Here is a 23,666-nt window from a genome sequence, read left to right on the forward strand (position 1 = left end):
GGTTTGAAGCGTTTGATGCAGGTAAGCCTCCCTCACGGCGCCCTGCGAGTACTGTTGCCATGACCCGGAAAAAAAACCTAAAGCCCTCTTACCCCCCATTGAAGTGTCGCTTTTGGAGTCTCCCTTCGAAGGCGATCCTGACGGCGCCCACGGTGGTATCGGCCTTCGGCATACGGAGGGTGATTTCGTTGTTTACCTCAGAAACCCCAAAGACGGTGTCAACCCCGGTAGCGTTGCGTATCTCTATTGGGGCAACCGCAATGTTCCCGTAGCCTCTACCCAGATTCGCGAGGGTGAGGAACACCTGGACCGTATCCCTTTGACCGTCCCTCTGCACAAAGTCGTCCAATATTGGGCCAACCCGGTATTCGGCAAATTAAGACGTGCCAGTGGCAATGAGTCGTTTACCGAAGAGCGCAAGTACCGGGTTAGCCTGACGCGTCCTGGGGACCGTGACCCCAATAGCATATTACCCGGCCACCAGGGGCTGGTGTATGTGGTTCCACCCTCCATATTGTTGAATGGCGTCAGCGAAGTCGATGCATTGGCAGGGGTCAATATCATCATCCGCCATTGGATTCACATGCATGCCTACGATCTGATCATTCTGGTCTGGGGGTCTCAGCGGGTACTCCATCGTGTGCAGCCTAACGAAGTAGGCCGTGATATTACGTTGACCGTTGACTACGCCACTATCAGTGCCGCAGGCAACAGCCGGGACACAAGAGTGGGTTATCAGGTCCGCGACGCCGGGGGTAACCAGCCGGATGAATGGGCACGTTGGTCGGCGACAACGTTGATTGATGTGCACCTGAATCAGATCCGCCCGGAAGCGCCGTGGCTGGCATTTCCAGGCAGCGGCACCGACACAGTGATTGACCTGGCCGAACTGGGCAGTTTGGATGCACAAATCCAAGCGTGGATCACCAGCGCAGAGGTCGTCGCCTATTCAATACTGACGCTGATCTGGGCGGGTGTGGACCGCGAAGGGAACTCAATTCCTTATACAGAAACCAGGCCGCTGAATGCGCCGGGTGTCTACACATTCAATGTGCCTAATGCGCTGGTGGCTGCGATTGCCGACGGCTCCGTCAGCGTGCATATCTTGTTTCAACAAGGGACGATTGAGCAGCCTTCTAAAAAGCTTTACCTGGATGTGGTCGGCGAAATCGTCAGATGGCCAGCGCCGCAGATCAAGGAGGACCTGGGCGGCCACATCGAGCCTGATTTCGCTGCAACCGTGTATTTCCCCTTGCAACCCATTTGGCCGGCAAACGGCTATCTGGAAGTGATTTTCCGGGTCAGCAGCCCCGATATCACCATCGAGCATCGGGTGGGTCGCGAAGTCGACGATATTCCACCCAATCCCGACGGGGACATGGAGTTCATCGTATACCCTGACGAGCTTTCGCGTTTTGACGGACACCTGGTGGAAGTGTTCTACGCCCACACACGCCCTGGTAGTCGCCCGCAGGAATCCTTGCGGTTGCAAGTTGTTGTGGGCCAGCTTCAACGCACGATGCCTGCACCTATCATTGAGAAGGCGATCAGTGGTCAGTTGAATCCGGATGATATTGGCGCCTATGCCAAAGTGTTTGCACCATTTGCAGAAACAAAACGCGATGACTGGATCAGGATGCACTGGGTCGGGCCGAAGGCGCGTATCGAGGTGCCGGTGCAGGTGCCCGTAGACGGTGCCACCACCGAGCATTACATCGAAAGCTACTACGTGACCAGCAACCTGAATGAAACGGTGACGGTCTTCTACACGCTCAAGCGCGGCGATGAAATTCCGCGTTACTCACAAATTACCGAGGTCCTGGTGAGCCAGGGTGTGGGCGAGCTGCCGACGCCGACCTTGCTGGAAGCACAGGTGACCGGCCCAGGGACCGCTACGCTGGAACCGCTCAAGGTACAGAACGGCACGAAACTGGTGGTGACCTATCTTGGCATGCGGGGTACCGACTCCATCCAGGTCACCATGATCGGTGCAGGCAATGCTGGCTCGCCGACCATTCCGGCCAAACCCGGTAATGAAGCGCTGCAGAAGGTGGAGTTCGATATCACCAAAGCGGCGATTCACGCCAACATTCGTAACCAGGACACCACCGTGACATTCCAATACGGGGTGACGCGCGCAGGTGCAACGGTTCATTCAGACATATTGACGGTAACGGTCAAGGCGATACCCCTCGCCGAGTTGGTAAAGACAGTTCTGCAAATCAACCAGGCCAATAATGCTACCAAGGTACTGGACTTGAGCAGCTTTTCTGGAGACGCCAGAGGCACGGTCGGCATCTGGCCATTTATTACGGCATCTTACCCTGTGTGGTTGAGGTTGCTGGGCAAAACAGCCAGCAACGTTGACCATGATCGCTTGGTGTACAACGGGGCCGGGGCTTCGGCGGTTAACTCGACCTGGATCGCTAATGGGAAAGTGGAACCCAATTTACCGCGGTCCTACCTGCAAGGGTTGGGTCATGGCACTGTGCTTAAGATGGAGTTCAAAGCGGCGGTGAGTAGCAGTAAGGTCGAAGCTGAGGCCCTGACTTTTCCGATAATGGAGTACCGGGTCAACACCTTGCCAGCCGAATTTCCTGTCCCAAAATTAACCCAGGCAACCGGTACGGGGGCGGTGTTGACCCTGGCGCCCTTGAATGCACAAAGTGGCGGCACAGTCTCGGTGGAATACACGCCGATGTACACGACCGACAGCATCAAGGTCACGATGGTGGGGGCTGCCGGTGCGGGTTCGCCAGTTATTGCAGCCAAGCCCGGGTTGACCAGTGGCGTGGTGACATTTGCTATTCCTGCAACTGCAATTGCCGCGAACATTGGCAATATCAATAAGATGTTCACGCTTAAATATGAAGTGACGCGTGCGGGAGTGGTGCGTTCATCGCAGGTGGTGACAGTGACGGTGACGCCGATTCCTCAAGCCGAGTTGGCAAAAACCGTGATCCAAATGATTGAGGCGAACCAAACTACCAAGGTGTTGGATCTATCGAGCGGTACGGCTAATAGGACGCTGCGGGTCGGCAACTGGCCGTTCATTGCGACTAATTCTCCGGTTTGGATTGAGTTCAGAGGTTTCAAGAATGGAGGAGAGGCGCACAACCGCACTCACTGGAATGGTGGCGCTGCATTTGTCAATGCAACCTGGTTCAGTCAAGGTTGGTGGCAAAGTGGAATAACCTATGCGTCGTACTTGAAAGAGTTAGGACACAACACCAAATTGACGCTGCATTTCAAAGCGGCGTTAGGCACTGGCCTCACGGAGGCTGACGCTATTGTATTTCCAGTGGTGGAATACAACGTCAATACACTGCCGGCTCAGTTCCCAGTACTTAAGTTAACCCAGGCTACCGGTACGGGCGCATCTGTATCTTTGGCGCCATTGAATGTATTAAATGGCGGCACGGTGGAGGTGAGATATGCGCCGATGTATACCACTGACAGCATCAAGGTCACGATGGTGGGGACTGCCGGTGCGGGTTCGCCAGTTATTGCAGCCAAGTCCGGATTGACCAGTGGGGTGGTGACATTTGCTATTCCTGCAGCTGCGATTGCCGCGAATATTGGCAATACCAATAAGACGTTCACGCTTAAATACGATGTAACGCGTGCCGGAGTGGTGCGCTCATCGCAAGTGGTTACAGTGACTGTGACGCCGATACCCGACGCTAACTTGCCAAGACCTTTGATCAATGGTGTCGCCCATAACGGGACGCTGGATATCGCCGCGATGACAGCAAATGCCTCTCTTGCTATTACACCTTGGCCATTGCAGGTCGCTGGCAAGAAGGTTTGGCTGACTTTCCACTGTGAGGGAGCGAATCCTAACCCCTATAATGTATGGACGGGATATGCACACCCATCTGCTTCAGGTATCGATCACTTTGTATTGTTAAGCTGGCTCAAAAGTTGCCCGAATGGAAATCAAATATGGGTTGATTTCAAGGTGGCATATGATCCGAATGCGGATGAAGCGGAAGCGGTTAGTTTTCCTAGGACGGTTTACACAGTCAACAATTTTGTTGAAAGTACTGACTTCAATGACCGCAATTGGAATAACTGGATAAAAAGCAACGCTTCGGGCTCAATTGTTGGTAGTGGTTCCAATTGGTTCTTTCAGGGTACGGGCAATATACGGTCATTCACTGGCGTATATAAAAGGTTTGATTACGGCTATCTTGTTGTTGGTCAGCGATATAGGCTCACTTTTGACTTTATTATTTCAACTACTTATACTATCTATCTTCGCGTTACGCCTGTCGGCACCGCAAATCATCAGTCAGCCTATTATGGTGGCAGTAACTCTTGGAAAACAGCTTCTTTCGATTTTACCCCGCCGGCGAATCCCAACAATGTACAACTGGAGATCAATATCAGCCACAGTGCTGACAGCAACAACGTAACCGTGTCTATCGACAATATAAAGATTGTCAAGCTTTAAATATTTTTTCTTCGGAGTAGGTGCGCATTATGCGGTAAACGTGCATGTGATTTAAAATCAATGCAACTTATACCGCGTGATTTGCACCCGCTCAATGATTTAATAAATAATGTGCCTAGTAGCACGAATGCTCGGCCAATCACCCGAATAAACAAGCAGCTGGCCGAAACTCACTCAAACAACTTCCAAATAAGAACTATGAACCGCCCCCGCCAACTCCCTCACCGTCTCAATAAACTCCGTCAACCGACTATGCAGCCCATCCTCCAGAATCTCATCAATCCCCGTATACCTCAGCCGCGCTTCAAACTCGGCGGCCAGGCGTTGCGCCGTACGCCCATAACTACCGGGCAAGTCCGCGAGGATATGACTCAACTCCTCGATACACGCATGCAGTGAACGCGGTACATCACTGCGCAACAGCAGTAACTCCGACACCGACCGAGCATTCAGCGCATTCGGGTACAGTTCGGTGTACGCCTCGAATGACGACAACGCGCGGAGCAGGGCGCTCCACTGGTAATAGCCGCGTGCCGAGAGGTCGCTGACTTCTTCGGACTCTTCGCCGAACATTTCGTAGCGCGCATCCAGCAGGCGCAGGGTGTTGTCCGCACGTTCTATAAAGGTGCCGAGGCGGATGAACCGATAGGCGTCGTTGCGCATGATGGTGCCGGAGGTCGCGCCGCGGAACAGGTGGGAACGCTGCTTGACCCAGTCACAGAAGTGGCTGATGCCGTGCCGCGCCAGGCCGCCAGCGGCGATGCTGCGCATTTCCAGCCAGGTGGCGTTGAGGTTTTCCCACATGTCGGCGGTGATGCGTCCGCGCACGGCGTGGGCGTTGCCCCGGGCGGCGCGCAGGCAGTTGTAGATACTGGCGGGGTTTTCTTCGTCGAGGGCGAAGAAGTGCAGCATGCGCTCGGCGTCCAGTTGCTTATGGCGCTCCAGATAACTCTCCAGCGTGCCGCTGCTGAGCAGCGACATGGCCAGTTCGTCTAGGCCATCGCTGCGTCCGGCCTGGGGCATCAACGACAGCGAATAACTGACTTCCAGCATGCGCGCCAGGTTCTCGGCGCGCTCCAGGTAGCGGGACATCCAGTACAGATCTGCGGCGGTTCTACTCAACATGATTCAGCCCTCCACCACCCAGGTGTCCTTGGTTCCGCCGCCTTGCGACGAGTTGACGATCAACGAGCCTTCACGCAGTGCCACCCGCGTGAGGCCACCGGGCACCAGGCGGGTTTCCTTACCCGAGAGCACGAACGGCCGCAGATCGATATGCCGGGGCGCAATGCCGTTTTCGACAAAGGTCGGGCAGGTGGACAGGCTTAGGGTCGGTTGGGCGATGTAGGCGTGAGGCCGCGCTTTGATGCGTTGACGGAAGTCCTCGATCTCGGCGGCAGTAGAAGCGGGGCCGACCAGCATGCCGTAGCCGCCGGAGCCTTGGGTTTCCTTGACCACCAGTTCCGGCAGGTGTGCCAGCACGTGGGACAACTCATCGGGTTTGCGGCACTGGAAGGTCGGTACGTTCTGCAGGATCGGTTCCTCGTCCAGGTAGAAACGGATCATTTCCGGCACGTAAGGGTAGATCGACTTATCGTCCGCCACGCCGGTGCCGATGGCGTTGGCCAGCACCACGTTGCCGGCGCAATAGGCGGCCACCAGGCCGGGCACGCCGAGCATCGAGTCCGGATTGAAGGCCTGTGGATCGAGGAAGGCGTCGTCAATGCGCCGGTAGATCACGTCCACGGCTTTCGGGCCGTCGGTGGTGCGCATGAAGACCTTGAGGTCGTGCACGAACAGGTCGGCGCCTTCCACCAGTTCCACGCCCATTTCCCGGGCGAGGAAGGCATGTTCGAAAAATGCGCTGTTGAAGCGGCCGGGGGTCAGCACCACCACGTTGGGGTTGTCCAGGCGGCTTGAGCTTTTGAGGGTTTTGAGCAACAGGTTGGGGTAGTGGTCCACCGGTGCGATTCGCTGCTTGGCGAACACCTCGGGGAACAGGCGCATCATCATCTTGCGGTCTTCGAGCATGTAGCTCACGCCGCTGGGGGTGCGCAGGTTGTCTTCGAGCACGTAATAGGTGCCGTCGCCGTCGCGTACCAGGTCGACGCCCGAGATGTGCGAGTAAATATCGCGGTGCAGGTCCAGGCCGACCATGGCCTTCTGGTAACCCTCGTTGCCCAGCACCTGGTCGGCGGGAATGATCCCGGCCTTGATGATGCGCTGATCGTGGTAGATATCGGCGAGGAACATGTTCAGCGCGTTGACCCGCTGAATGCAGCCGCGTTCGATCACGCTCCACTCACTGGCAGGGATGCTGCGGGGAATGATGTCGAAGGGGATCAGGCGCTCGGTGTCTTGTTCGTCGCCATAAAGGGTGAAGGTGATTCCCGCTCGGTGGAACAGCAAATCGGCTTCGCGGCGACGCTGGGCCAGCAGTTCCGGCGGCGTGTTGGCCAGCCAGCGGGAGAAATCCTGATAGTGCGCACGGCATACGCCATTTGCGTCATTCATTTCGTCAAAGAAAGATAGAGCCATTCCAGTACCTTGTCAGTGCCCAGGGTTGCGTGGGGGTGGCACTGCCGCTTCAAAAAACGCATGTTTTTATGAGCCTGTGGCGCAGAGTGCCAGCAGGCCTGGTCCTTACTTTCTTATGGGGTCGGCTCTGGGTCGGGCGGTAACGATTGCTCCTGTATCCGGGCAGATGAATGGGTTAAGCAATGCGTGTGCCGGAATGCCCTTGAGGTGACTGGGTTGCTGTGGCGAGCAGGCAAACCTGCTCGCCACAGCCCGCCTAAACGCCATAAAGCCTGCTGGCCGAGTCAGCCCCTCCCAGCAGCGAGCCCTTCCTGGCGCAGCCCATTCACCATAAAGAGGCAATGCGCGCCCTGGTGTGGTGCATGAACAAACTTGAACTTCATTCGCGCCCGGTTCTTCTAACGAAACTCGAATCCTTGTGGAGCACGCCCGTGCCCAGAATCATTTCACCCGACACACCCGAATCGAGCCTGGACGATCACAGCGAGCACACCGCCAAGATTTTCGGCTCGCCCAAGGACCGCCTGGACTTTTACCGTCGAGAAATTCAGTACGAAACCTCAATCCTGGCCAACCGTACCGATGCCTATCTCACAGCGCAGTCGTTTCTGGTGATTGCCTTTGTCTCCGGCATGGGCAACCTCAACCCCGAGTGGGGCAAGTTGTTTACCCTCGTGGTGCCAGTTTTCCTCGCTGCGCTCGGGATTCTCAGTTCCTTGAACGCCTGGCCGGGCATCCGCGCTGCGTATGACATCATCGATCACTGGCACTTCAAGCAGAGTGAGTTGCTGCGCAGCGAACCGATAATGGGCATGGCCTATGACGAATCACCGCTGTTTTCCGAGATGGAGTCTTCCCATAAGGGCTACCGCAAGTCGCTGCTGTTCTCCATGCGCGCTCCGTGGCTGTTCATGGTGTTCTGGTTGCTGCTGGGCATCTATGCGTTTTATATCCAGGTCGACAATCCGATCCGCTAGGCAATTGGACGGAACTTCAACGCGCAGCGCGGCGCCTTAACCTTACAGATCCCAGTGAGAGGTGACCCATGAGCACATCCAACGATCCACAAGTCAGTAACCGTAACGATCCGGCGATTGACCGCGGCGAACCGGCCCCCGGCACCAGCGCTGACGCCCCCAAGGATCCCAAGGCCAAGAGCGATCCCAAGGCGAAGGACAACGACTACAGCCCTGATTTCAAGCCCGAGCGCGAGCCCAAGCCTGAAACGGATGCAGATATCGACACCCAAGGCGGTTAGAGGAGAAGGTCATGTCTAAAGAACTCGACGAAGAACTTAACGACCCAGGCAATGAAGATCCCGGGTCACTGATGGATGATGCCGAAGTCCCGCTTAATGATCTGGATGAAGCAGCCGATCTGGGCAACACCGAAGATCAGGACTGAGCCCGTTACTTAAGACGCTCCAGCAATAGCCGCTCCAGCGTTACCACCGGCAACGGCCGGCTGAACAGATACCCTTGAATCTGATCACAGCCGGCCTCCTTCAAAAACGCCAGTTGCGCCTGGGTTTCCACGCCCTCGGCCACTACGCGCAATTTCAGACTGTGCGCCAGTTCAATGATGGTGCGGGTGATCGCCGCATCCTGCGGGTTGGTAGTGACCTCGCGGATGAACGCGATGTCGATTTTCAGCGTATCGATGGGAAACCTGCGCAGGTACGCCAGGCTTGAATAGCCGGTGCCGAAGTCATCAATGGAGATCTTCACGCCCATGGCGCGCAAGCGTTGCAGGCTGGCGATGGTGTGCTGGGTGTTTTCCATCAGCGAGCCTTCGGTCAGTTCCACTTCCAGCCAGTGCGCCTCAACCCCGGTGCTCTCCAGGCTATGGGCGATATCGGCAATCAGGTCGCCCTCGATTAACTGATGGCCGGACACGTTGACCGACACTTCTACCGCGCCGATGTCACTGCGTTGCCACTCGGCAATCTGCTGGCACACCTGCTCGATCACCCAACGACCCACCGGTACGATCAGGCCCAGGCTTTCCAGGATCGGCACGAAGACCGCCGGGGACACCGCGCCATAATCGGGCCGGTCCCAGCGAAGCAAGGCTTCCAGTGCGCAGATATTGCCGTTGGCCAACTCGACCTTGGGCTGGTAGTGCAGGGCGAATTCGCCCCGCTCAATGGCCTCACGCAGGGCCTTCTCCATGTCTACGCGGACCAGATCATGCACATTGCCCTGGGTGGTATGCACGGTGTGCTGGTGCAACCGTTGCTCCAACTGCTCGCTGCGTTGTTTGAACTGGTCACCATGGGCCTTGAGCCGCAGCAGGTTGCGCACCCGCAGCCAGAGTTCCAAGTGCTCCACTGGCTTGCTGAGGAACTCTTCGGCGCCGGTTTCCAGACCGCTGACCCGAGCGCTGATGTCGCTCAAGGCTGAAAGCATGATGATCGGGATGTTCGCCGTGGCCGGGTTGCCTTTGAGCTGGGTGGCGACTTCATAGCCGTCCATGCCCGGCATCATGATGTCCAACAGGATCAGATCCGGTGGTTGCTGCGCCACCAACTGCAACGCTTCTTCACCGCTGCAGGCGCTCAGGGTCAGGTAGCCCTCGTGTTGCAGCAGGGTTTCCAATAGCTTGCGAACCTGGGGTTCGTCGTCAACGATCAACAGCGTTGCGGGTGAGCTGGCCATGGAGAGGACTCATTCAGGAGGTGTGAGGGTTGGGTTCAGCAGGGTGTCGATCTCCTGGTACAGCTCCTTGTAGCGCAGGGGTTTGCTCACGTAGGCGTCGCATCCGGCGAGTCGGGCTTTTTCCCGGTCTTCCTTCATCGCCATGGCGGTGAGGGCGATCACCGGGATGTGAGCCGTGTGAGGGTCTTGCTTGAGCAGGCGAGTGGCTGCCAGGCCATCCATGCCTGGCAATTGAATGTCCATCAAAATCAGAGCCGGCTGGTGTTCGCGGGCCATGGTCAGGCCGCTCTCGGCGTCGGCGGCCCACAGCACAATGTGGCCGGCGTTGACCAGCAGTAAGCGCGCAAGACGCATGTTGGCTTCGTTGTCTTCGACAATCAGGATGTTGGCCATGTGGCCTCCACAGTAGCGGCGGCGCGATGCAGCGGCAGCCACACCACAAAGCGTGCGCCCAGGCCTTCGCGGCTGGCCACGGCAACGCTGCCGCCCTGCAGATCGGTGAGCTGCTTGACCATCGCCAGGCCCAGGCCGGTGCCTTCGAATTTGCGTGCCAGGCTGCTGTCGATCTGGCTGAACGCCTTGAACAGCTTGCCCATGTCATCCGGGGCAATCCCGATACCGCTGTCGCTGACGCTCAACTCAAGAAAGCGGCGGTGCGCGCTGGGTTGCAGGGCAAAGCCATGCACCGGCCAATCGCCTGCGACCAGCCCCACCTCATCGCGGCTGACCTCACGCACCGCCAGGGTCACGTCGCTGCCGTGGGCGCTGAACTTCACCGCATTGGCCAGCAGGTTGTAGACGATTTGCTTGGTTTTGCGCAGGTCCAGGATCAGCGTGCCCAGGTCGTCCTGGCTGTCGAGTTTGAGTTGGATACGCTGCAGGGCGGCTTTTTCGCGCACGATCAACAGGCTGTTGGCCAATAAACCCGCCAGCTCCACCGGCTCCAGTTCCAGGTCCATCATCCCGGCCTCGACCTTGGACAGGTCAAGGATGTCGTTGATCAGCGAGAGCAAGTGCTGCCCGCTGGTGAAAATGTCACCGATGTACTCGCGCTGGACATCAGTCATGTCGCCCACAAGCCCGTCCTTCAGCGCCTCGGAAAAGCCGATCACCGCGTTCAGCGGCGTACGCAATTCGTGGGACATGGTCGCGAGGAACTCGGACTTCATGTGGTTGGCGTGTTCCAGCTCCAGGTTCTTTTCTTCCAGGGCGCGCTCAAAGCCTTTGCGCTCGGCTTCTTCCTGTTTGCGCGCAGTGTTGTCGGTACCGATCAGCAGGTAGCCGATGATCGTGTCATTGCGATTGCGCAACGCCGTCACCGAGACCATCGCCGATAGCCGACTGCCGTCCTTGCGGATATAGGTCAGCTCGTAGATGTCCTCGATGCCGCGCGAGGCCTTGAACACCAGCGCTTCGAACCCGGGGGTGATCGGCGTATCCAGTTCCTCGCTGAGGGCCGCCGCGCGGGTGATCAGCTCGGCAGGGTCGGAAATGTCAGCGGGGGTGATGCGGTTGACCACATCGACAGCGGCATAACCGAGCATGCGTTCGGCGCCGACATTGAAGATCTGGATCACGCCTTTTTCATCGGTAGCGATGCTGGAGAAATAAGCGCTATTGAAGATGGCGTCTTGCAGGGCGCCGGTCTTGAGCAGGGTTTTCTGGCGTTTGAATTCGACGATTTTTTCAGCGCGAGACTGCGGTTCGCTGGGGTGGTCGGTTGAGCTTTTATCCATCGTGGTGGGGTTCCGTGAACGTAAGGCCCGCCATCGTCAGTGGGCGAGGGCGCAGAGCATGCTCACAGAAGATCGCGATGAAGCGACGAGGAGGAGATGAGGTCCTTGGACAATAGCAGACATTATGGCGATTTGATGTCTTGGTCTATCTCTTCGGATTGGAAGGCACTCATATGAGTGCCTTTGAGGCTTGTCGCTAATGAATCGTTTCACTCATGGATAAACGACCTGCGCCAGCGCTGGTTTACCTCAGCGCAGACCGAACATGAATTCTCTTTGTGGGCAATTGCTGCTTCTGGCCTTAACGGCCATGTTGAGATTGCGCAGTTCGTTGCAAATCTGCGCGATGTTTTTCGGCGTGACGTAAAGGTTGTTGGAAAACCACAGGTGCTTGGCAGTGGGTAAGTTCTTCAGGGCTCCGCCCGCCGTGAGTATTCGCAAAACGATGGTGGAGCAGTTTTTGCGGAACAGATCGTAATGGGCGTTGGTTTTGTTGCGTATTTTGAACCACTCGGCCCGCATGTTCGCCACGTCCAGCCCGGAAATTGTATAGACCAGATGGGGAGGGCTGCCTTCTGCGCTTATGTCCGACTCCAGGAACAGGTTGCGTCCTTGCGGCTGCTTGCCTAACCACTGCGCGTCACTTTCCGGCCACCAACTCACGTAGTTGGTATTGACATGCTCGATCGCCCCCCTGTCGACATGCCGTGCCTCTCTATTTGCATACGCGTAGTAATTGCGCTCTATATTTTTTCCGATATGTGGGTCGCCGATGTACAGGGCGGCGTGGCCGACGTTTGTCTCTTGCTTAGCAAATACGGGAAACCAGATATAAACGACGGCGCTGGAAAGGGGCATGGTCTTCGATTTTTTCCGCGTGAATGAGGGGCGCGCATTCTAGTCAGGTCATCTGCCTTTGCCCCTTACCCTATGGGCATAGGGTTGTAACCAAATCCATCCTGCTACCCGCAAAATTTCACCAAACAGCTTGGTGAAACGTTTCTTCAATGACAAAAATGCCTAAGCAAGCGCTTGCGTACGAAAATGTATCTGGATTAGAGTCGGCCTCGCTTAACCACAAAAATAATAAAACCAGGAGTTCAGCCATGAGCCTTGAACCCTTGCTTGAGATGCAGGGCATCAGTAAAACCTTCAGCGGTTTGCGCGTGCTCAAAAGTGTCGGCCTGAAGGTCTACCCCGGCGAAATCCACGCCTTGATGGGGGAGAACGGCGCCGGCAAATCGACGCTGATGAAAATCCTCTCCGGCGCCTACCAAGCCGACCCCGGCGGCGAAATTCGCATCAGCGGCCAAGCCATCGCCACTTACAACCCCGCTACCGCCAAAGCCCTCGGCATCGCCGTGATCTATCAAGAGCTGAGCCTGTGCCCGAACCTGAGCGTGGCCGAGAACATCTACCTGGGCCGTGAACTGCGCCGAGGCTGGACCATCGACCGCAAAGGCATGCAGGCCGGCTGCGTCGAAGTGCTGCAACGCCTGGGAGCGGAGTTCACGCCGGCAACTCAGGTCAGCAGCCTGTCGATTGCCGAGCGCCAACTGGTGGAAATCGCCCGCGCCTTGCACGCCCACGCCAAAATCCTGGTGATGGACGAACCCACTACGCCACTCTCGTCCCGCGAGACCGACCGGCTGTTCGCGCTGATCAAGCAACTGCGCAGCCAAGGGTTGGCGATCATCTATATCAGCCACCGAATGGCCGAGATCTATGAACTGTCGGACCGCGTCTCGGTGTTGCGCGATGGCCAGTACATCGGCGAACTCACCCGCGATGCGCTGTCGGCCGAGGTGCTGGTGAAGATGATGGTGGGCCGTGACTTGTCCGGCTTCTATAAGAAAGAACACGCCGCCTACAACCCCGGCAACGTGGTGATGCGCGTGCGCGACATGGCCGATGGCAAACGCGTGCGCAACTGCAGTTTCGATTTACACGCCGGTGAAGTGCTGGGCATCGCCGGACTGGTGGGGGCAGGGCGCACCGAGCTGGCGCGGCTGATCTTCGCTGCCGACCCTCGCACCAGCGGCACCCTGGAAGTGGTGGGCAAGACCGTCACCCAACTGCGCACCCCGGCGGACGCGATTCGCGCCGGCGTGGTGTACCTCACCGAAGACCGCAAGGCCCAGGGCCTGTTCCTGGATATGAGCGTGGCCGACAACATCAACGTCTGCGCCTGTGTGCCGGATGCCCATGCCGGCGGCTTGCTGGATCGCGGTCATGCGGCGCAGCGCTCGAATGACGCTATCAAGTCCCTGTCGATTCGCGTCGCGTCGGGCAAGGTCAATGTCGGCGCGCTGTCCGGCGGCAACCAGCAAAAGGTGTTGCTGGCACGGCTGTTGGAGGTCAAGCCCCATGTGCTCATCCTCGACGAACCGACGCGGGGCGTAGACATCGGCTCCAAGTCCGAGATTTACCGCATCATCAATCAACTGGCCCAGGCCGGCGTGGGCATTGTGGTGATTTCCAGCGAACTGCCGGAAATCATCGGCACCTGCGACCGGGTGCTGATCATGCGCGAAGGCCAGTTGGTGGCCGAAGTCGGCGGGGCTTCCGGCCACGCTATTTCCCAGGAACGTATTATTGACCTCGCCACCGGTGGCGATCAGGTGGTTGCCCATGGCTGATTCGATGATTGCAACAACAGGCAAGGCAGAGCGCGTGCGCGAACTGATGCGCACGGTCGGCATGTTGCCGGTGCTGATATTGCTGCTGGTGGGCTTCGCCCTGGCCAGCGAGAACTTCCTGACGGTGCAAAACCTGTCGATCATCACCCAACAGGCCTCGGTCAACGTGGTGCTCGCGGCGGGTATGACCTTCGTGATCCTCACGGCGGGCATCGACCTGTCGGTGGGGGCGATTCTAGCGGCGTCCGCCGTGGTGGCATTGCAGGCGTCAATGTCGCCGCAGTTCGGTATGTTCGGGATTGCCGCCGGGATTGGCTTTGGCCTGTTGCTGGGCCTGGTCAACGGCGGGCTGATCGCCTTTATGCGCCTGCCGCCGTTTATCGTCACACTCGGTGCACTCACCGCGATGCGCGGCCTCGCACGGTTGCTGGCGGATGACAAAACCGTGTTCAACCCCGACCTGCCCTTTGCGTTTATCGGTAACGATTCGATTCTTGGTGTGCCGTGGCTAGTGGTGATCGCCGTGGCAGTGGTGGCGTTGTCGTGGTTCATCCTGCGCCGCACCGTGATGGGCGTGCAGATCTACTCGGTGGGCGGCAACCCAGAAGCCGCGCGGCTGTCCGGGATCAAGGTGTGGAAAGTGCTGCTGTTTGTCTACGCCATGTCCGGTGCGTTGGCCGGGCTGGGCGCGGTGATGAGCGCCTCACGCCTGTTTGCCGCCAATGGCCTGCAACTCGGGCAATCCTATGAGCTGGATGCGATTGCGGCGGTGATCCTCGGCGGCACCAGTTTTACCGGCGGCGTGGGCACCATTGGAGGCACGCTGATCGGTGCGCTGATTATCGCGGTGCTCACCAATGGCCTGGTGCTGCTGGGCGTGTCGGATATCTGGCAGTACATCATCAAGGGCATCGTGATCATTGGCGCCGTGGCGCTGGATCGTTATCGTCAGTCCGGTGCGCGGACCTGATTTCACTCATACAACAATCACAAGAGAGACTCCCATGAAGCTTAAACACCTGTTTCCTGTCATTGCCTTGGCCGCCCTGATGTCGCAAGCCGTGGAGGCCCGGGAGCTCAAAGCCCTCGGCATCAGCATGGGCTCGTTGGGTAACCCGTATTTCGTGACCCTGGCCGACGGCGCAACCGCCCGCGCCAAGGAGTTGAATCCCAACGTCAAGGTCACCTCGGTGTCGGCCGACTATGACCTGAGCAAGCAGTTTTCGCAGATCGATAACTTCATTTCGTCCAAGGTCGACCTCATCCTGATCAACGCCGTCGACCCGTCCGCCATGGCCTCGGCGATCAAGAAAGCCCGCGACGCCGGTATCGTCGTGGTCGCTGTGGATGTGGACGCCAAAGGCGTGAATGCCACCGTGCAGACCGACAACGTCGAAGCCGGCAAGCTCGCTTGCCAGTACCTGGTGGACAAGCTTTCGGGCAAAGGCAATGTGATTATCCAGAACGGCCCGCAAGTGACCGCTGTGACCGATCGAGTCAAAGGCTGCAAGGCTGCACTGGCCGGGGCGCCAGAGATCAAGGTGCTCTCCGACGACCAGGACGGCAAAGGCTCCCGCGAGGGCGGCTTGAACGTGATGCAGGGTTACCTGACGCGCTTCGCCAAAATTGACGGCCTGTTCGCAATCAACGACCCGCAAGCCATCGGCAGCGACCTGGCGGCCAAACAGCTCAAGCGCAGCGGCATCATCATTACCTCAGTGGACGGCGCGCCGGATATCGAGAACGCCCTGAAGACCGACACCCAGATCCAGGCGTCCGCCAGCCAGGACCCATGGGCCATGGCCCAGACTGCCGTGAACGTGGGCAATGACATTCTCAATGACAAAGCCCCGGCCGAAGCGGTTACCCTGCTGACCCCCAAACTGATCACCCGCGACAACGTCGGTACGTACAGCGGTTGGTCCAGTAAACATTGATCTATTGAGAGGAACGGCGCCGTGGTCACCATGGATGACGTGGCAAGTAGGGCGGGGGTGTCGACGTCGACCGTGTCCCACGTGTTGAACGGCACCCGCAAAGTCAGCCCGGCCACGGTGCAGGCAGTGCAGCGGGCGATCCAGGCCTTGGGATATATCCCTAATACCCTGGCGCGCTCGCTGGCCCGCTCCAGTACCAACACCCTTGGCGTGGCGATCTCGGCGTTGTCCAACCATTACTTCAGCGAAACCGTGCACGCGATTGAAACCGAGTGCGCCAAACACGGCTACATGATGCTGTTTGTCGATACCCATGATGACCCGGAGCAGGAATTGCGGGTGGTCACGGCGCTGCATCATCGACGGGTCGATGGGATTGTCCTGGCGCCGTCCAACGGCTCGATGGCCCTGGCGTATTTGCAGGCCAACGAGATTCCAGCGGTGTTGGTGGATCGCATGATGAGTGAGCACTTCGATCAAGTCGGGGTGGAGAATGCCCAACCGACCCAGGCCCTGATTGAACACCTGATTGCCCATGGGCATCGCCGTATCGGTTTCATCGCCGGACGTGCCGGATTCAGCACCACGGATGAGCGAGTGGCGGGGTACAAAGCCGCTTTGCAAGCGGCGGGGTTGGTGTTTGATCCGCAACTGCTGGTCGACGGCGGCTCCAACACTGAGCCGGCACGCCAGGCCACCGTTCAGTTGCTGGGCTTGGCTGCGCCGCCCACGGCGATCATGGCCGGCAATAACCTGATGACCCTTGGTGCCATGCAGGCACTGCGGGAGGCGCAGATCGAGGTGCCGGGGCAAATGGCCCTGGTGGGGTTCGATGATTTCGATTGGGCGGATTTATTTGTGCCGCGTCTGAGCCTGATCGCGCAACCGGTCAAGGCCCTCGGCGCACGCGCGGTCGAGTTGCTGCTGCAGCGCATGGCTGCGCCCGGCGCGCCACCCCAGAGCGTACGACTGGCACCCACCCTGCAATTACGTAACTCCTGCGGCTGTGATTGATTGGAATAACGCACGTATGAACAGTCCTGTTTCCCTCGGAATCGACCTCGGCACTTCGGAACTCAAGGCCATCCTCATGGATACCGGCGGTGCTGTACTGGCCCATGCCGGCGTGCGCTTGAGCGTGTCACGGCGCCACAGCGGTTGGTCCGAGCAGGCTCCGGAAGATTGGTGGCAGGCGTGCCTGCAGGCCTTAGACCAATTGCGCCAGCATGAAGCGTTTGCCCGAGTGGCCTGTATCGGGCTGTCCGGGCAGATGCACGGTGCGGTTTTACTCGGGGAGGACGACCGCGTGCTGTACCCGGCGATCCTGTGGGACGACTCCCGCGCCGTGGCCGAAGCCGAACAGTTGGGGCCGACCTTTGCCGAGGTCACGGGCAGTTTGCCCATGGCCGGGCTGACTGCACCCAAGTTGCTGTGGCTGCAACAGCACGAACCTGAGGTATTTAAGGCGATTGACTGTGTGCTGTCGCCCAAGGACTACCTGCGTTTGCGGCTCAGTGGCGAGCGGATCAGCGAAATGTCCGATGCGGCGGGTACGCTGTGGCTGGACGTGGCGCAACGTGAGTGGTTCGCCCCGATGCTGCATGCAACGGGCCTCACGCCTGCGCAGATGCCCCGGTTAGTGGAAGGCGGCGCCGCGAGTGCGTGCGTGACGCTCAGTGGCCTGGGCTTGCCGACAAACGTGGTGATCGCCGGTGGTGGCGGCGATAACCCGGTGGCCGCAGTGGGTATGGGGGCGATCAATGCCGGTGATGCGTTTATCACCCTTGGCACCAGCGCGGCCCTGGTCGCGATCACCGATCACGCTGCCGGTAACCCGGCCAGCGCTGTGCACAGTTTCTGCCATGCGCTGCCCAACCGCTGGTACACCATGGGCGCCATGCTCGCCGGCGCCAGTTGCCTGCGCTGGGTCACTCGGCTCACCGGGACGGCGGATGAGCAAACGCTGTTGAATCAGGTGCAGGCGCAATTCCCGATCGGACAGCCGGTGCCGTTGGATACGCCGCTGTTTCTGCCTTACCTGGCCGGTGAGCGTACGCCCCATAACGATCCATTGTTGCGGGGTGGGTTTATGAACCTCGGTCACGACTGCAATCCCGCCATGCTCGGTTATGCAGTGATGGAGGGCGTAGGCTTTGGCCTGCTGGATGCGTTGCGCGCCGTGCAATCCGCCGGTGCCAGTGTTGGCGCCTGTGCGCTGGTGGGCGGTGGTGCGCGCAGCGAGTACTGGGCCCAACTGCTGGCCAACATCCTCCAGCGGGAAGTCCATACCCTGCACGGCAGCGAGCTGAGTGCGTGTATTGGGGCGGCGAAGCTGGGGTTTCTGGCGATGGGGCAGGGCGCGGAGTTGTTGAAGGCGGGTATGCCGGTGAAGGCGCGTTATCAGCCTGATTTGGCTCAGCATGGGTTACTGGAAATGCGCTATGCCAAATTCAAGCAGTTATTGCCCGCCGCCAAGGCGTTGCGTGATTGAAGGGCTGCCTGTCGCGCATATTGAACTACAGTTAAATCTGGCGTCAGTTGCGAGTTTACTGTGCCACGGGCATTTCGCCGGCGCAGTCTCGGAGCGAGTGGAATCAGCTGCTGCAACTGGGTAATTGACTACTCAGGGAGAAGCACGATGCGCTCCGAAAAAAATCCTTCCACCCTTGCAACGTGGCAGAAAGGGGCGCTTCGCCTTGCATTACCTGCCTTGGTATTAATTGCCTTTGTGTGGGTGACTGTTGCGACCGGCACCGCCCGGGCTGACGATGCTCCCTCCCTGATCATCCTTGACAGTGGTGCCCCGAAAACCGTGCTGGGCCAGCCCGCCAGCCTGGGCCGTGGTAACGCAAAATTGTTGCTTGATACACAGCGTTGGCTGGACATTCCGTTGGACCGGAGCGTTACGGTCAGGGTCAAGAAACTTCGAGTTTCCCAGCAGTCCGGGGCCACGGTGTGGGTGGGTGAGGTGCAACCTTCCGCATCCGGGCGTCGTTACATCTCTCCCGGTACTGACCTGTCCCATGACCTGGCCATAGACCCCAAGAACCTGGCGATCCTGGTCGCCCATGATGAGCGTGTCACCGGCACCGTTATCGTGGACGGGGTCAGTTATGAAATTTTACCCATGGAGAATGGCCAGGTTGCCGTCTCGCGCAGGCAAGACGCCGACCTTCCTGACCCCCCACTTGTCGACACCCTGAACGCACTCGATGTGCAGGCAGTTGCGCGCAACGGCGACACGGTGCAGCAGCCGATACGTGTCCTGACGGTCTATAGCAACGATGTTCGCGATGCGTTGGTTGATCCCGTCGCACAAGGCATCAAGCACTTCGAGTATTTCAAGACGGTGGCCCAGCTCAGCGGGGTGACCGGGGTGTTTGAAAATGCAGGTGTGGCGCACATCGACTACAACCAGCCATCCAAGCAATGCCTGGGCGATTTGCCCTGCATGAATCGGTTGCTGAGCCCGGTCGGGACGTTAAGCAGTGATATTCGCACCCAACTAAAGGCCCATGTGGTCATCGCAATGCTGGATACCGATGGCGGCCTCGCGTCCACCGCAGGGCCCACATCGCTGAGACAAAGCCATGCCTACGCGACCATGCACAGCGCCCAGACCTACGCCCATGAAGTCGGTCATTTATTGGGCGCACACCATGAAGATGCCGGGACGCCCTATCCGTATTCCCGTGGTTATTGCCAGCGTAGCGTCTTGCCTTACTGGCACACCCTCATGGGGTATTGCGGCGGTGCCACACCGTCCTCGGTACGTATTGGTGTCTATTCCAATCCGCAATTGACGTACCAGGGATTACCCACCGGGGTAGAGGGCGTGAATGACAATGTACGTTCCATCAACAACTGGCATTCGGTAATCGCCGGTTTTTTCCCACCTCCCGATCCAGCAGGGGCGCCCATCGCCAGTGGCTTCGTGGAGTTGGGGCAAAAAGACCTGCCGTTTTCCGGTGAGCGCGCCACGCTCAATGCCAAGGCGTCACGCAACCCTGGCGTGGACGCGCTGCAATTTGAATGGTCGCAGCTTGAAGGTGCCCCGGCTGCTGTGATCGACAACAGCCAGTCGGACATGGCCGTCGCACATTTCCCTGAAGTCCAGATGCCCACCGACTATCGCTTTCGCCTCACCGTCAGGAATGCCACGGGGGCCGTGGACACCACCGTTGCCAGCGTGCGGGTGTATCCGCGCACCCTCGGGGACGCTTGCGAAAACGTAGCGCCATGGGACCCCGCGCAGGTGTACTCCGTGCCCGGCCAGCCGGTGAGTTACCAAGGCAATCTGTACCGTCTCATCGTGCCTGCGAGCGGTAGTTCTGCGCGACGTGCACCGGCCGTCTGGAGCGGATTGGTGGCGCCGATGAACTGGCGGCTGATCAAGACCTGTGACGACGCAAGGACTTTGCAGCAGCGTCTGGCGGCGGTGGACCACTGGGCACGGGTCAACCGTGACGCGCCGGTGACTGTCGGCTTGCAGCAACAGCTGCACAATTTGCTGGCGCAACTACACATGGACTGGCCCGCGCCAGCGGCAGCGGGGCGCCTGCGCCCGATCGAGTTCGAGTCCAAAAACTGTGTGGTCAAGGACGCGGCCAACCCCCTCAGGTTGGTGGCGCAGGAGGCTTGTCATGAGCCCAATGCGGCGCGCTGGTTGCTCGATGGCAGTGGACGCCTGCACGCCATGGATACCCCGGAGCTGTGTGTGCGCAACAACGGCAATGATCAGCCAGTGACGTTGCAGGCCTGTGCCGACGACAGCACGCCGTGGGTCCGTCTCAAGGAAGGGTTTATTGACTACCAAGGGGCCGTGGGGCAGTCCCTTGCAAGCGACTTCACCGTAAACCCGGCGGTGGATTACGGTAATTTCCTGGCCAACGTGGGGGGGAGTCTGATCACCAAAACAAAAATCCCCACTAACTCCGTCACTTACACCCGCTTCGGCAACGTTGCCCAGGACGCCAGTTTGCTGCTGGCCCATGCGGGCGCGGACACCTTGAAAGTGGTCGGGCACGTGATGGACAGCGAAGGGCAGCCCGGTACCGCACCGCCCATGCCGCCGATGATTGTAATCAGCGGACCCACCGAGGCCAGCAGTGGTGACAGCGTGCAACTGGACGGCGCGGGTTCGAGTTCCATCAACCCAGGCGCCAACCCGCTGATTTACACGTGGGAAGCACCGCCCGAACTCGGCGCACACACCGACGGTGCGCGGCTGGAATTCAACGCGCCGACGGTGACCACGCCGACGCCGTACACCTTGGCCCTTCGGGTCGATGACGGGCAGCTCCAGGCCCGTGAAGAGCATGTGGTCGTGGTGCGCAGCCAGGGACAAGGCGGGCCCGAAGGGGAGCTGAGCGCTCCGGCCGAGGTGGTGGAAAAAACCACCGCGACCTTTACGGCCTTGGTCAACTCCCCCGGCAACTTGCCCTTGATGTATGACTGGCGCATCCCACCTGGGTTTACGGGCCAGGTGGGCAATACCGCGAGCGTGACCCTCACGGCACCGCCGGTTGCGGCTGACACGACGCTTGAGTTGGCCCTGGACGTACGCGACAGCAACGGCGCAACGCTGAATTTGCACAAAAACGTAATCGTCAAAAAAGATACCCAGTTGGTCGGGGGAACCATCGTCGGCGAAACGCAAGTTCCGAGCGATCAGGCCTTCACCCAGCACGTCGAAATCGGCAACCCGCACAATCGTGAACTGACCTACGTATGGACCGTAACATCGCCGCCCGAAGGCGCCTTGACGGTAATAGGCCCTAGCGATCAGCGGGAGATCACCCTAAAGGCGCCTAAGTTGATGGCTAACAAGAATGGTTACGTCAGGGTGTTGGTCCGAGATGGTGTGGGCTTCGCATCGCTGCCGAACAAAACCATCCAGATCAAGGCGTATGAATATCCTCCTTTGATCGGGCGCATGATCTTGCCTAACCATGTCAACGTGGGGGACATCTTCGAGCCTCGGGTGATCATTGATAACCCTGAAGACCGGGATCTGAGCTATCGCTGGTGGGTGAACACCGCCAGCTTCGAATTGTTGGATGCCGACCCCAAGCAGCCCACAGCCCGAGTGAAGGCGGTCAAGTCGAGTAATAACGGTGGGTTGGTGGTTCAGGCCACGGTCAGCGACGGCGGCCTTCGATCGGTGATTTACAACACGCCTCGCGTGGTTGTTGGAGAGCCGTCCGGCGCCAATCCACCCCAAGGTCAACTGAACGGCCCTCTGGAAGTCGTAAGTGGCCAAAGCATTCGTTACCAGGCCGCGTTTACTTCGCCCGTTGGCAATCCCTTGAACTACGCGTGGGTCAAAGGCTCATTGATCGGCGCCACGCCCAACAGTGCCGATCAGACCTGGACCGCGCCGCAAGTGACCACCGATCAAGTGGTCACCGTGGCGGTGACGGTTTCTGACGCGGCCCGCAACAGTGTCAAAAAAGCCGTCGCGGTGTTGGTCAAGGCCAGCGGCTCTGAGCCAGATCCAGAGCCTGATCCACTACCGCCGGTGGGTAAAATCATCAGCGCGGACGACGTAGAAGCCGATGCATCCATCCTGTTCACTACCGACGCCGCCTCGAACCCGCCGGGCGGCGAACTGAAGTACGCGTGGTCCATTTCGCCGCCACTGGAGGGTACGCTGGTCGATGGCCCGTCGCTGACACTGCGTGCGGCCCAGGTCAGCGTGGTGACCCCGGCCACGGTGTCATTGACCGTCACAGACAGCAAGAACGCCAGCCTGAACCTGCGCAAGACGGTGAGCGTCGTACCGTCCGCCAGGCCCGTCGCCCAGATCAGTGGGCCCACCACGGTCGAAGCGGGCAAACCCCTGGCGTTGTCGGCGACCGGCTCAAGTGGGCTCTCGTTACGCTACGCATGGCAGGCAGAGGGCTTTACCCCGGCTGCTTCGGTCATGGTCAGCCCAACGTTCACTGCGCCCACCACTGCGGGCGCGCGAAGCATCGGGCTGACCGTGACCGACGTCGCCAACCGCACGGCCAGCGCCAGTCATTCGGTGATTATCAGCCCACCGGAGCAAGCCGGGGATTGCGCGCCGCCGTGGGTGGCGAGCAAAGCCTATTCGGTCAACAACGAGAAAGTCTCGTATGACCGCTACAACTATGAGGTGGCGCACTGGACGCAAAACCAACGGCCGGATTTGAACTGGGTCATCACAGGCAGCGCCAAACCTTGGCGACGGCTGGCGCCCTGCGCACCCTAGAGGGGCGGTAAACGCCGCTTTACCGGGGTTTTCTTGACGATGGCGGTGTTGGTTTCGGCATAGGCGTTGAGGCGGTCAAGCAGGCTGTCGAGATGGTCCATGGTGCGTACATGCAGACGGGCGATAAAGCAGTCTTCGCCCGTCACCTTGTCGCACTCGGTGAACTCGGGGATCGCCTGGATCTGGCGTTCCACTTCCTGCAACTGGCCGGGCAGAGGACGGATGCGCACGATGGCTTGCAGCAAATAGCCAAAATGCTTGGGGTCAATGTCCACGGTGTAGTGGGTCAGCACGCCGCGTTCTTCCAGGCGACGCAAGCGTTCGCCAACGCTGGGCGAGGACAGCCCGGTAATACCCGCCAGGGCCTTGAGCGACAAACGCGAGTCGTCCATCAAAGCGGCGATAAGTTGCTGGTCGATGGTGTCAATCATGGTGTTCGCCTAATAAGAAAAGGTGATTTCCGGTGTTT

The 23,666-nt window shown here is 59.0% G+C and carries 17 protein-coding genes; 10 read left to right on the top strand and 7 right to left on the bottom strand.

Annotated features, from left to right (window positions below; genetic code table 11):
• Positions 1–112: 112 nt before the first annotated feature.
• Positions 113–4,456, top strand: coding sequence for a hypothetical protein (locus AOA61_RS19510; RefSeq protein ID WP_143521222.1), 4,344 nt, complete (start codon positions 113–115; stop codon positions 4,454–4,456).
• Positions 4,457–4,630: 174 nt separating this feature from the next.
• On the opposite strand, the gene AOA61_RS19515 is transcribed toward AOA61_RS19510, so the two are convergent.
• Entirely contained in the window at positions 4,631–5,581 is a 951-nt protein-coding gene (locus AOA61_RS19515) for an alpha-E domain-containing protein (RefSeq protein WP_032887395.1), read from the bottom strand.
• A 3-nt stretch (positions 5,582–5,584) separates the two neighbouring features.
• The gene (locus AOA61_RS19520; protein ID WP_032887392.1) at positions 5,585–6,994 is read right to left on the bottom strand and encodes a circularly permuted type 2 ATP-grasp protein; all 1,410 of its coding nucleotides are present in this window, start codon (positions 6,992–6,994) and stop codon (positions 5,585–5,587) included.
• 431 nt (positions 6,995–7,425) lie between these two features.
• Between AOA61_RS19520 and AOA61_RS19525 the strand changes: the two genes are divergently transcribed.
• The 3 genes from AOA61_RS19525 (at position 7,426) to AOA61_RS32325 (ending at position 8,398) form a co-directional block, all read left to right on the top strand.
• Positions 7,426–7,971, top strand: a complete 546-nt coding sequence (locus tag AOA61_RS19525; protein WP_032887390.1) for a hypothetical protein — start codon at positions 7,426–7,428, stop codon at positions 7,969–7,971.
• Between the two features lie 68 nt (positions 7,972–8,039).
• Complete coding sequence (locus AOA61_RS19530; protein ID WP_032887388.1) at positions 8,040–8,252, top strand: hypothetical protein; 213 nt, start codon at positions 8,040–8,042, stop codon at positions 8,250–8,252.
• Between the two features lie 11 nt (positions 8,253–8,263).
• Positions 8,264–8,398: a hypothetical protein gene (locus AOA61_RS32325; RefSeq protein ID WP_256583459.1), complete on the top strand. Its 135-nt coding sequence runs from the start codon at positions 8,264–8,266 to the stop codon at positions 8,396–8,398.
• A 5-nt stretch (positions 8,399–8,403) separates the two neighbouring features.
• Here the strand turns inward: AOA61_RS32325 and AOA61_RS19535 are convergent, their stop codons facing one another.
• The 4 genes from AOA61_RS19535 to AOA61_RS19550 form a co-directional block, all read right to left on the bottom strand.
• Positions 8,404–9,651 carry an EAL domain-containing response regulator gene (locus tag AOA61_RS19535; RefSeq protein ID WP_032887387.1) on the bottom strand — a complete coding sequence of 416 codons (1,248 nt, stop codon included), beginning with the start codon at positions 9,649–9,651 and terminating at the stop codon, positions 8,404–8,406.
• Between the two features lie 9 nt (positions 9,652–9,660).
• Positions 9,661–10,044: a response regulator gene (locus AOA61_RS19540; protein ID WP_032887385.1), complete on the bottom strand. Its 384-nt coding sequence runs from the start codon at positions 10,042–10,044 to the stop codon at positions 9,661–9,663.
• Positions 10,029–11,387: a HAMP domain-containing sensor histidine kinase gene (locus AOA61_RS19545; RefSeq protein ID WP_032887384.1), complete on the bottom strand. Its 1,359-nt coding sequence runs from the start codon at positions 11,385–11,387 to the stop codon at positions 10,029–10,031. Before AOA61_RS19545 ends, AOA61_RS19540 begins: the two co-directional genes overlap by 16 nt.
• A 249-nt stretch (positions 11,388–11,636) precedes the next feature.
• A complete protein-coding gene (locus AOA61_RS19550) occupies positions 11,637–12,245 on the bottom strand; it encodes a hypothetical protein (protein ID WP_241150156.1) in 609 nt (202 codons plus the stop codon).
• A gap of 248 nt (positions 12,246–12,493) precedes the next feature.
• Here AOA61_RS19550 and AOA61_RS19555 point away from each other — a divergent pair, with 248 nt between their 5' ends.
• The 6 genes from AOA61_RS19555 (at position 12,494) to AOA61_RS19580 (ending at position 23,197) form a co-directional block, all read left to right on the top strand.
• On the top strand, positions 12,494–14,026 hold the full coding sequence (locus tag AOA61_RS19555) for a sugar ABC transporter ATP-binding protein (RefSeq protein WP_095184789.1): 1,533 nt from the start codon (positions 12,494–12,496) through the stop codon (positions 14,024–14,026).
• The gene (locus AOA61_RS19560; protein ID WP_032887379.1) at positions 14,019–14,996 is read left to right on the top strand and encodes a ribose ABC transporter permease; all 978 of its coding nucleotides are present in this window, start codon (positions 14,019–14,021) and stop codon (positions 14,994–14,996) included. Before AOA61_RS19555 ends, AOA61_RS19560 begins: the two co-directional genes overlap by 8 nt.
• Before the next feature lie 34 nt (positions 14,997–15,030).
• Complete coding sequence (locus AOA61_RS19565) at positions 15,031–15,963, top strand: ABC transporter substrate-binding protein (protein WP_032887376.1); 933 nt, start codon at positions 15,031–15,033, stop codon at positions 15,961–15,963.
• A 21-nt stretch (positions 15,964–15,984) separates the two neighbouring features.
• Positions 15,985–16,977 (top strand): LacI family DNA-binding transcriptional regulator, encoded by a 993-nt coding sequence (locus AOA61_RS19570; protein ID WP_099602468.1) that lies wholly within the window; start codon positions 15,985–15,987, stop codon positions 16,975–16,977.
• A gap of 16 nt (positions 16,978–16,993) precedes the next feature.
• A complete protein-coding gene (gene xylB, locus AOA61_RS19575) occupies positions 16,994–18,454 on the top strand; it encodes a xylulokinase (RefSeq protein ID WP_099602469.1) in 1,461 nt (486 codons plus the stop codon).
• Positions 18,455–18,601: 147 nt separating this feature from the next.
• Positions 18,602–23,197, top strand: a complete 4,596-nt coding sequence (locus AOA61_RS19580) for a hypothetical protein (RefSeq protein ID WP_099602470.1) — start codon at positions 18,602–18,604, stop codon at positions 23,195–23,197.
• Here the strand turns inward: AOA61_RS19580 and AOA61_RS19585 are convergent.
• Positions 23,194–23,628, bottom strand: coding sequence for an Lrp/AsnC family transcriptional regulator (locus tag AOA61_RS19585; protein ID WP_032887368.1), 435 nt, complete (start codon positions 23,626–23,628; stop codon positions 23,194–23,196). The two genes, AOA61_RS19580 and AOA61_RS19585, sit on opposite strands and share 4 nt — an antisense overlap.
• Positions 23,629–23,666 lie beyond the last annotated feature (38 nt).

Source organism: Pseudomonas sp. 2995-1 (assembly GCF_002742505.1).
Taxonomy (GTDB): domain Bacteria; phylum Pseudomonadota; class Gammaproteobacteria; order Pseudomonadales; family Pseudomonadaceae; genus Aquipseudomonas; species Aquipseudomonas sivasensis.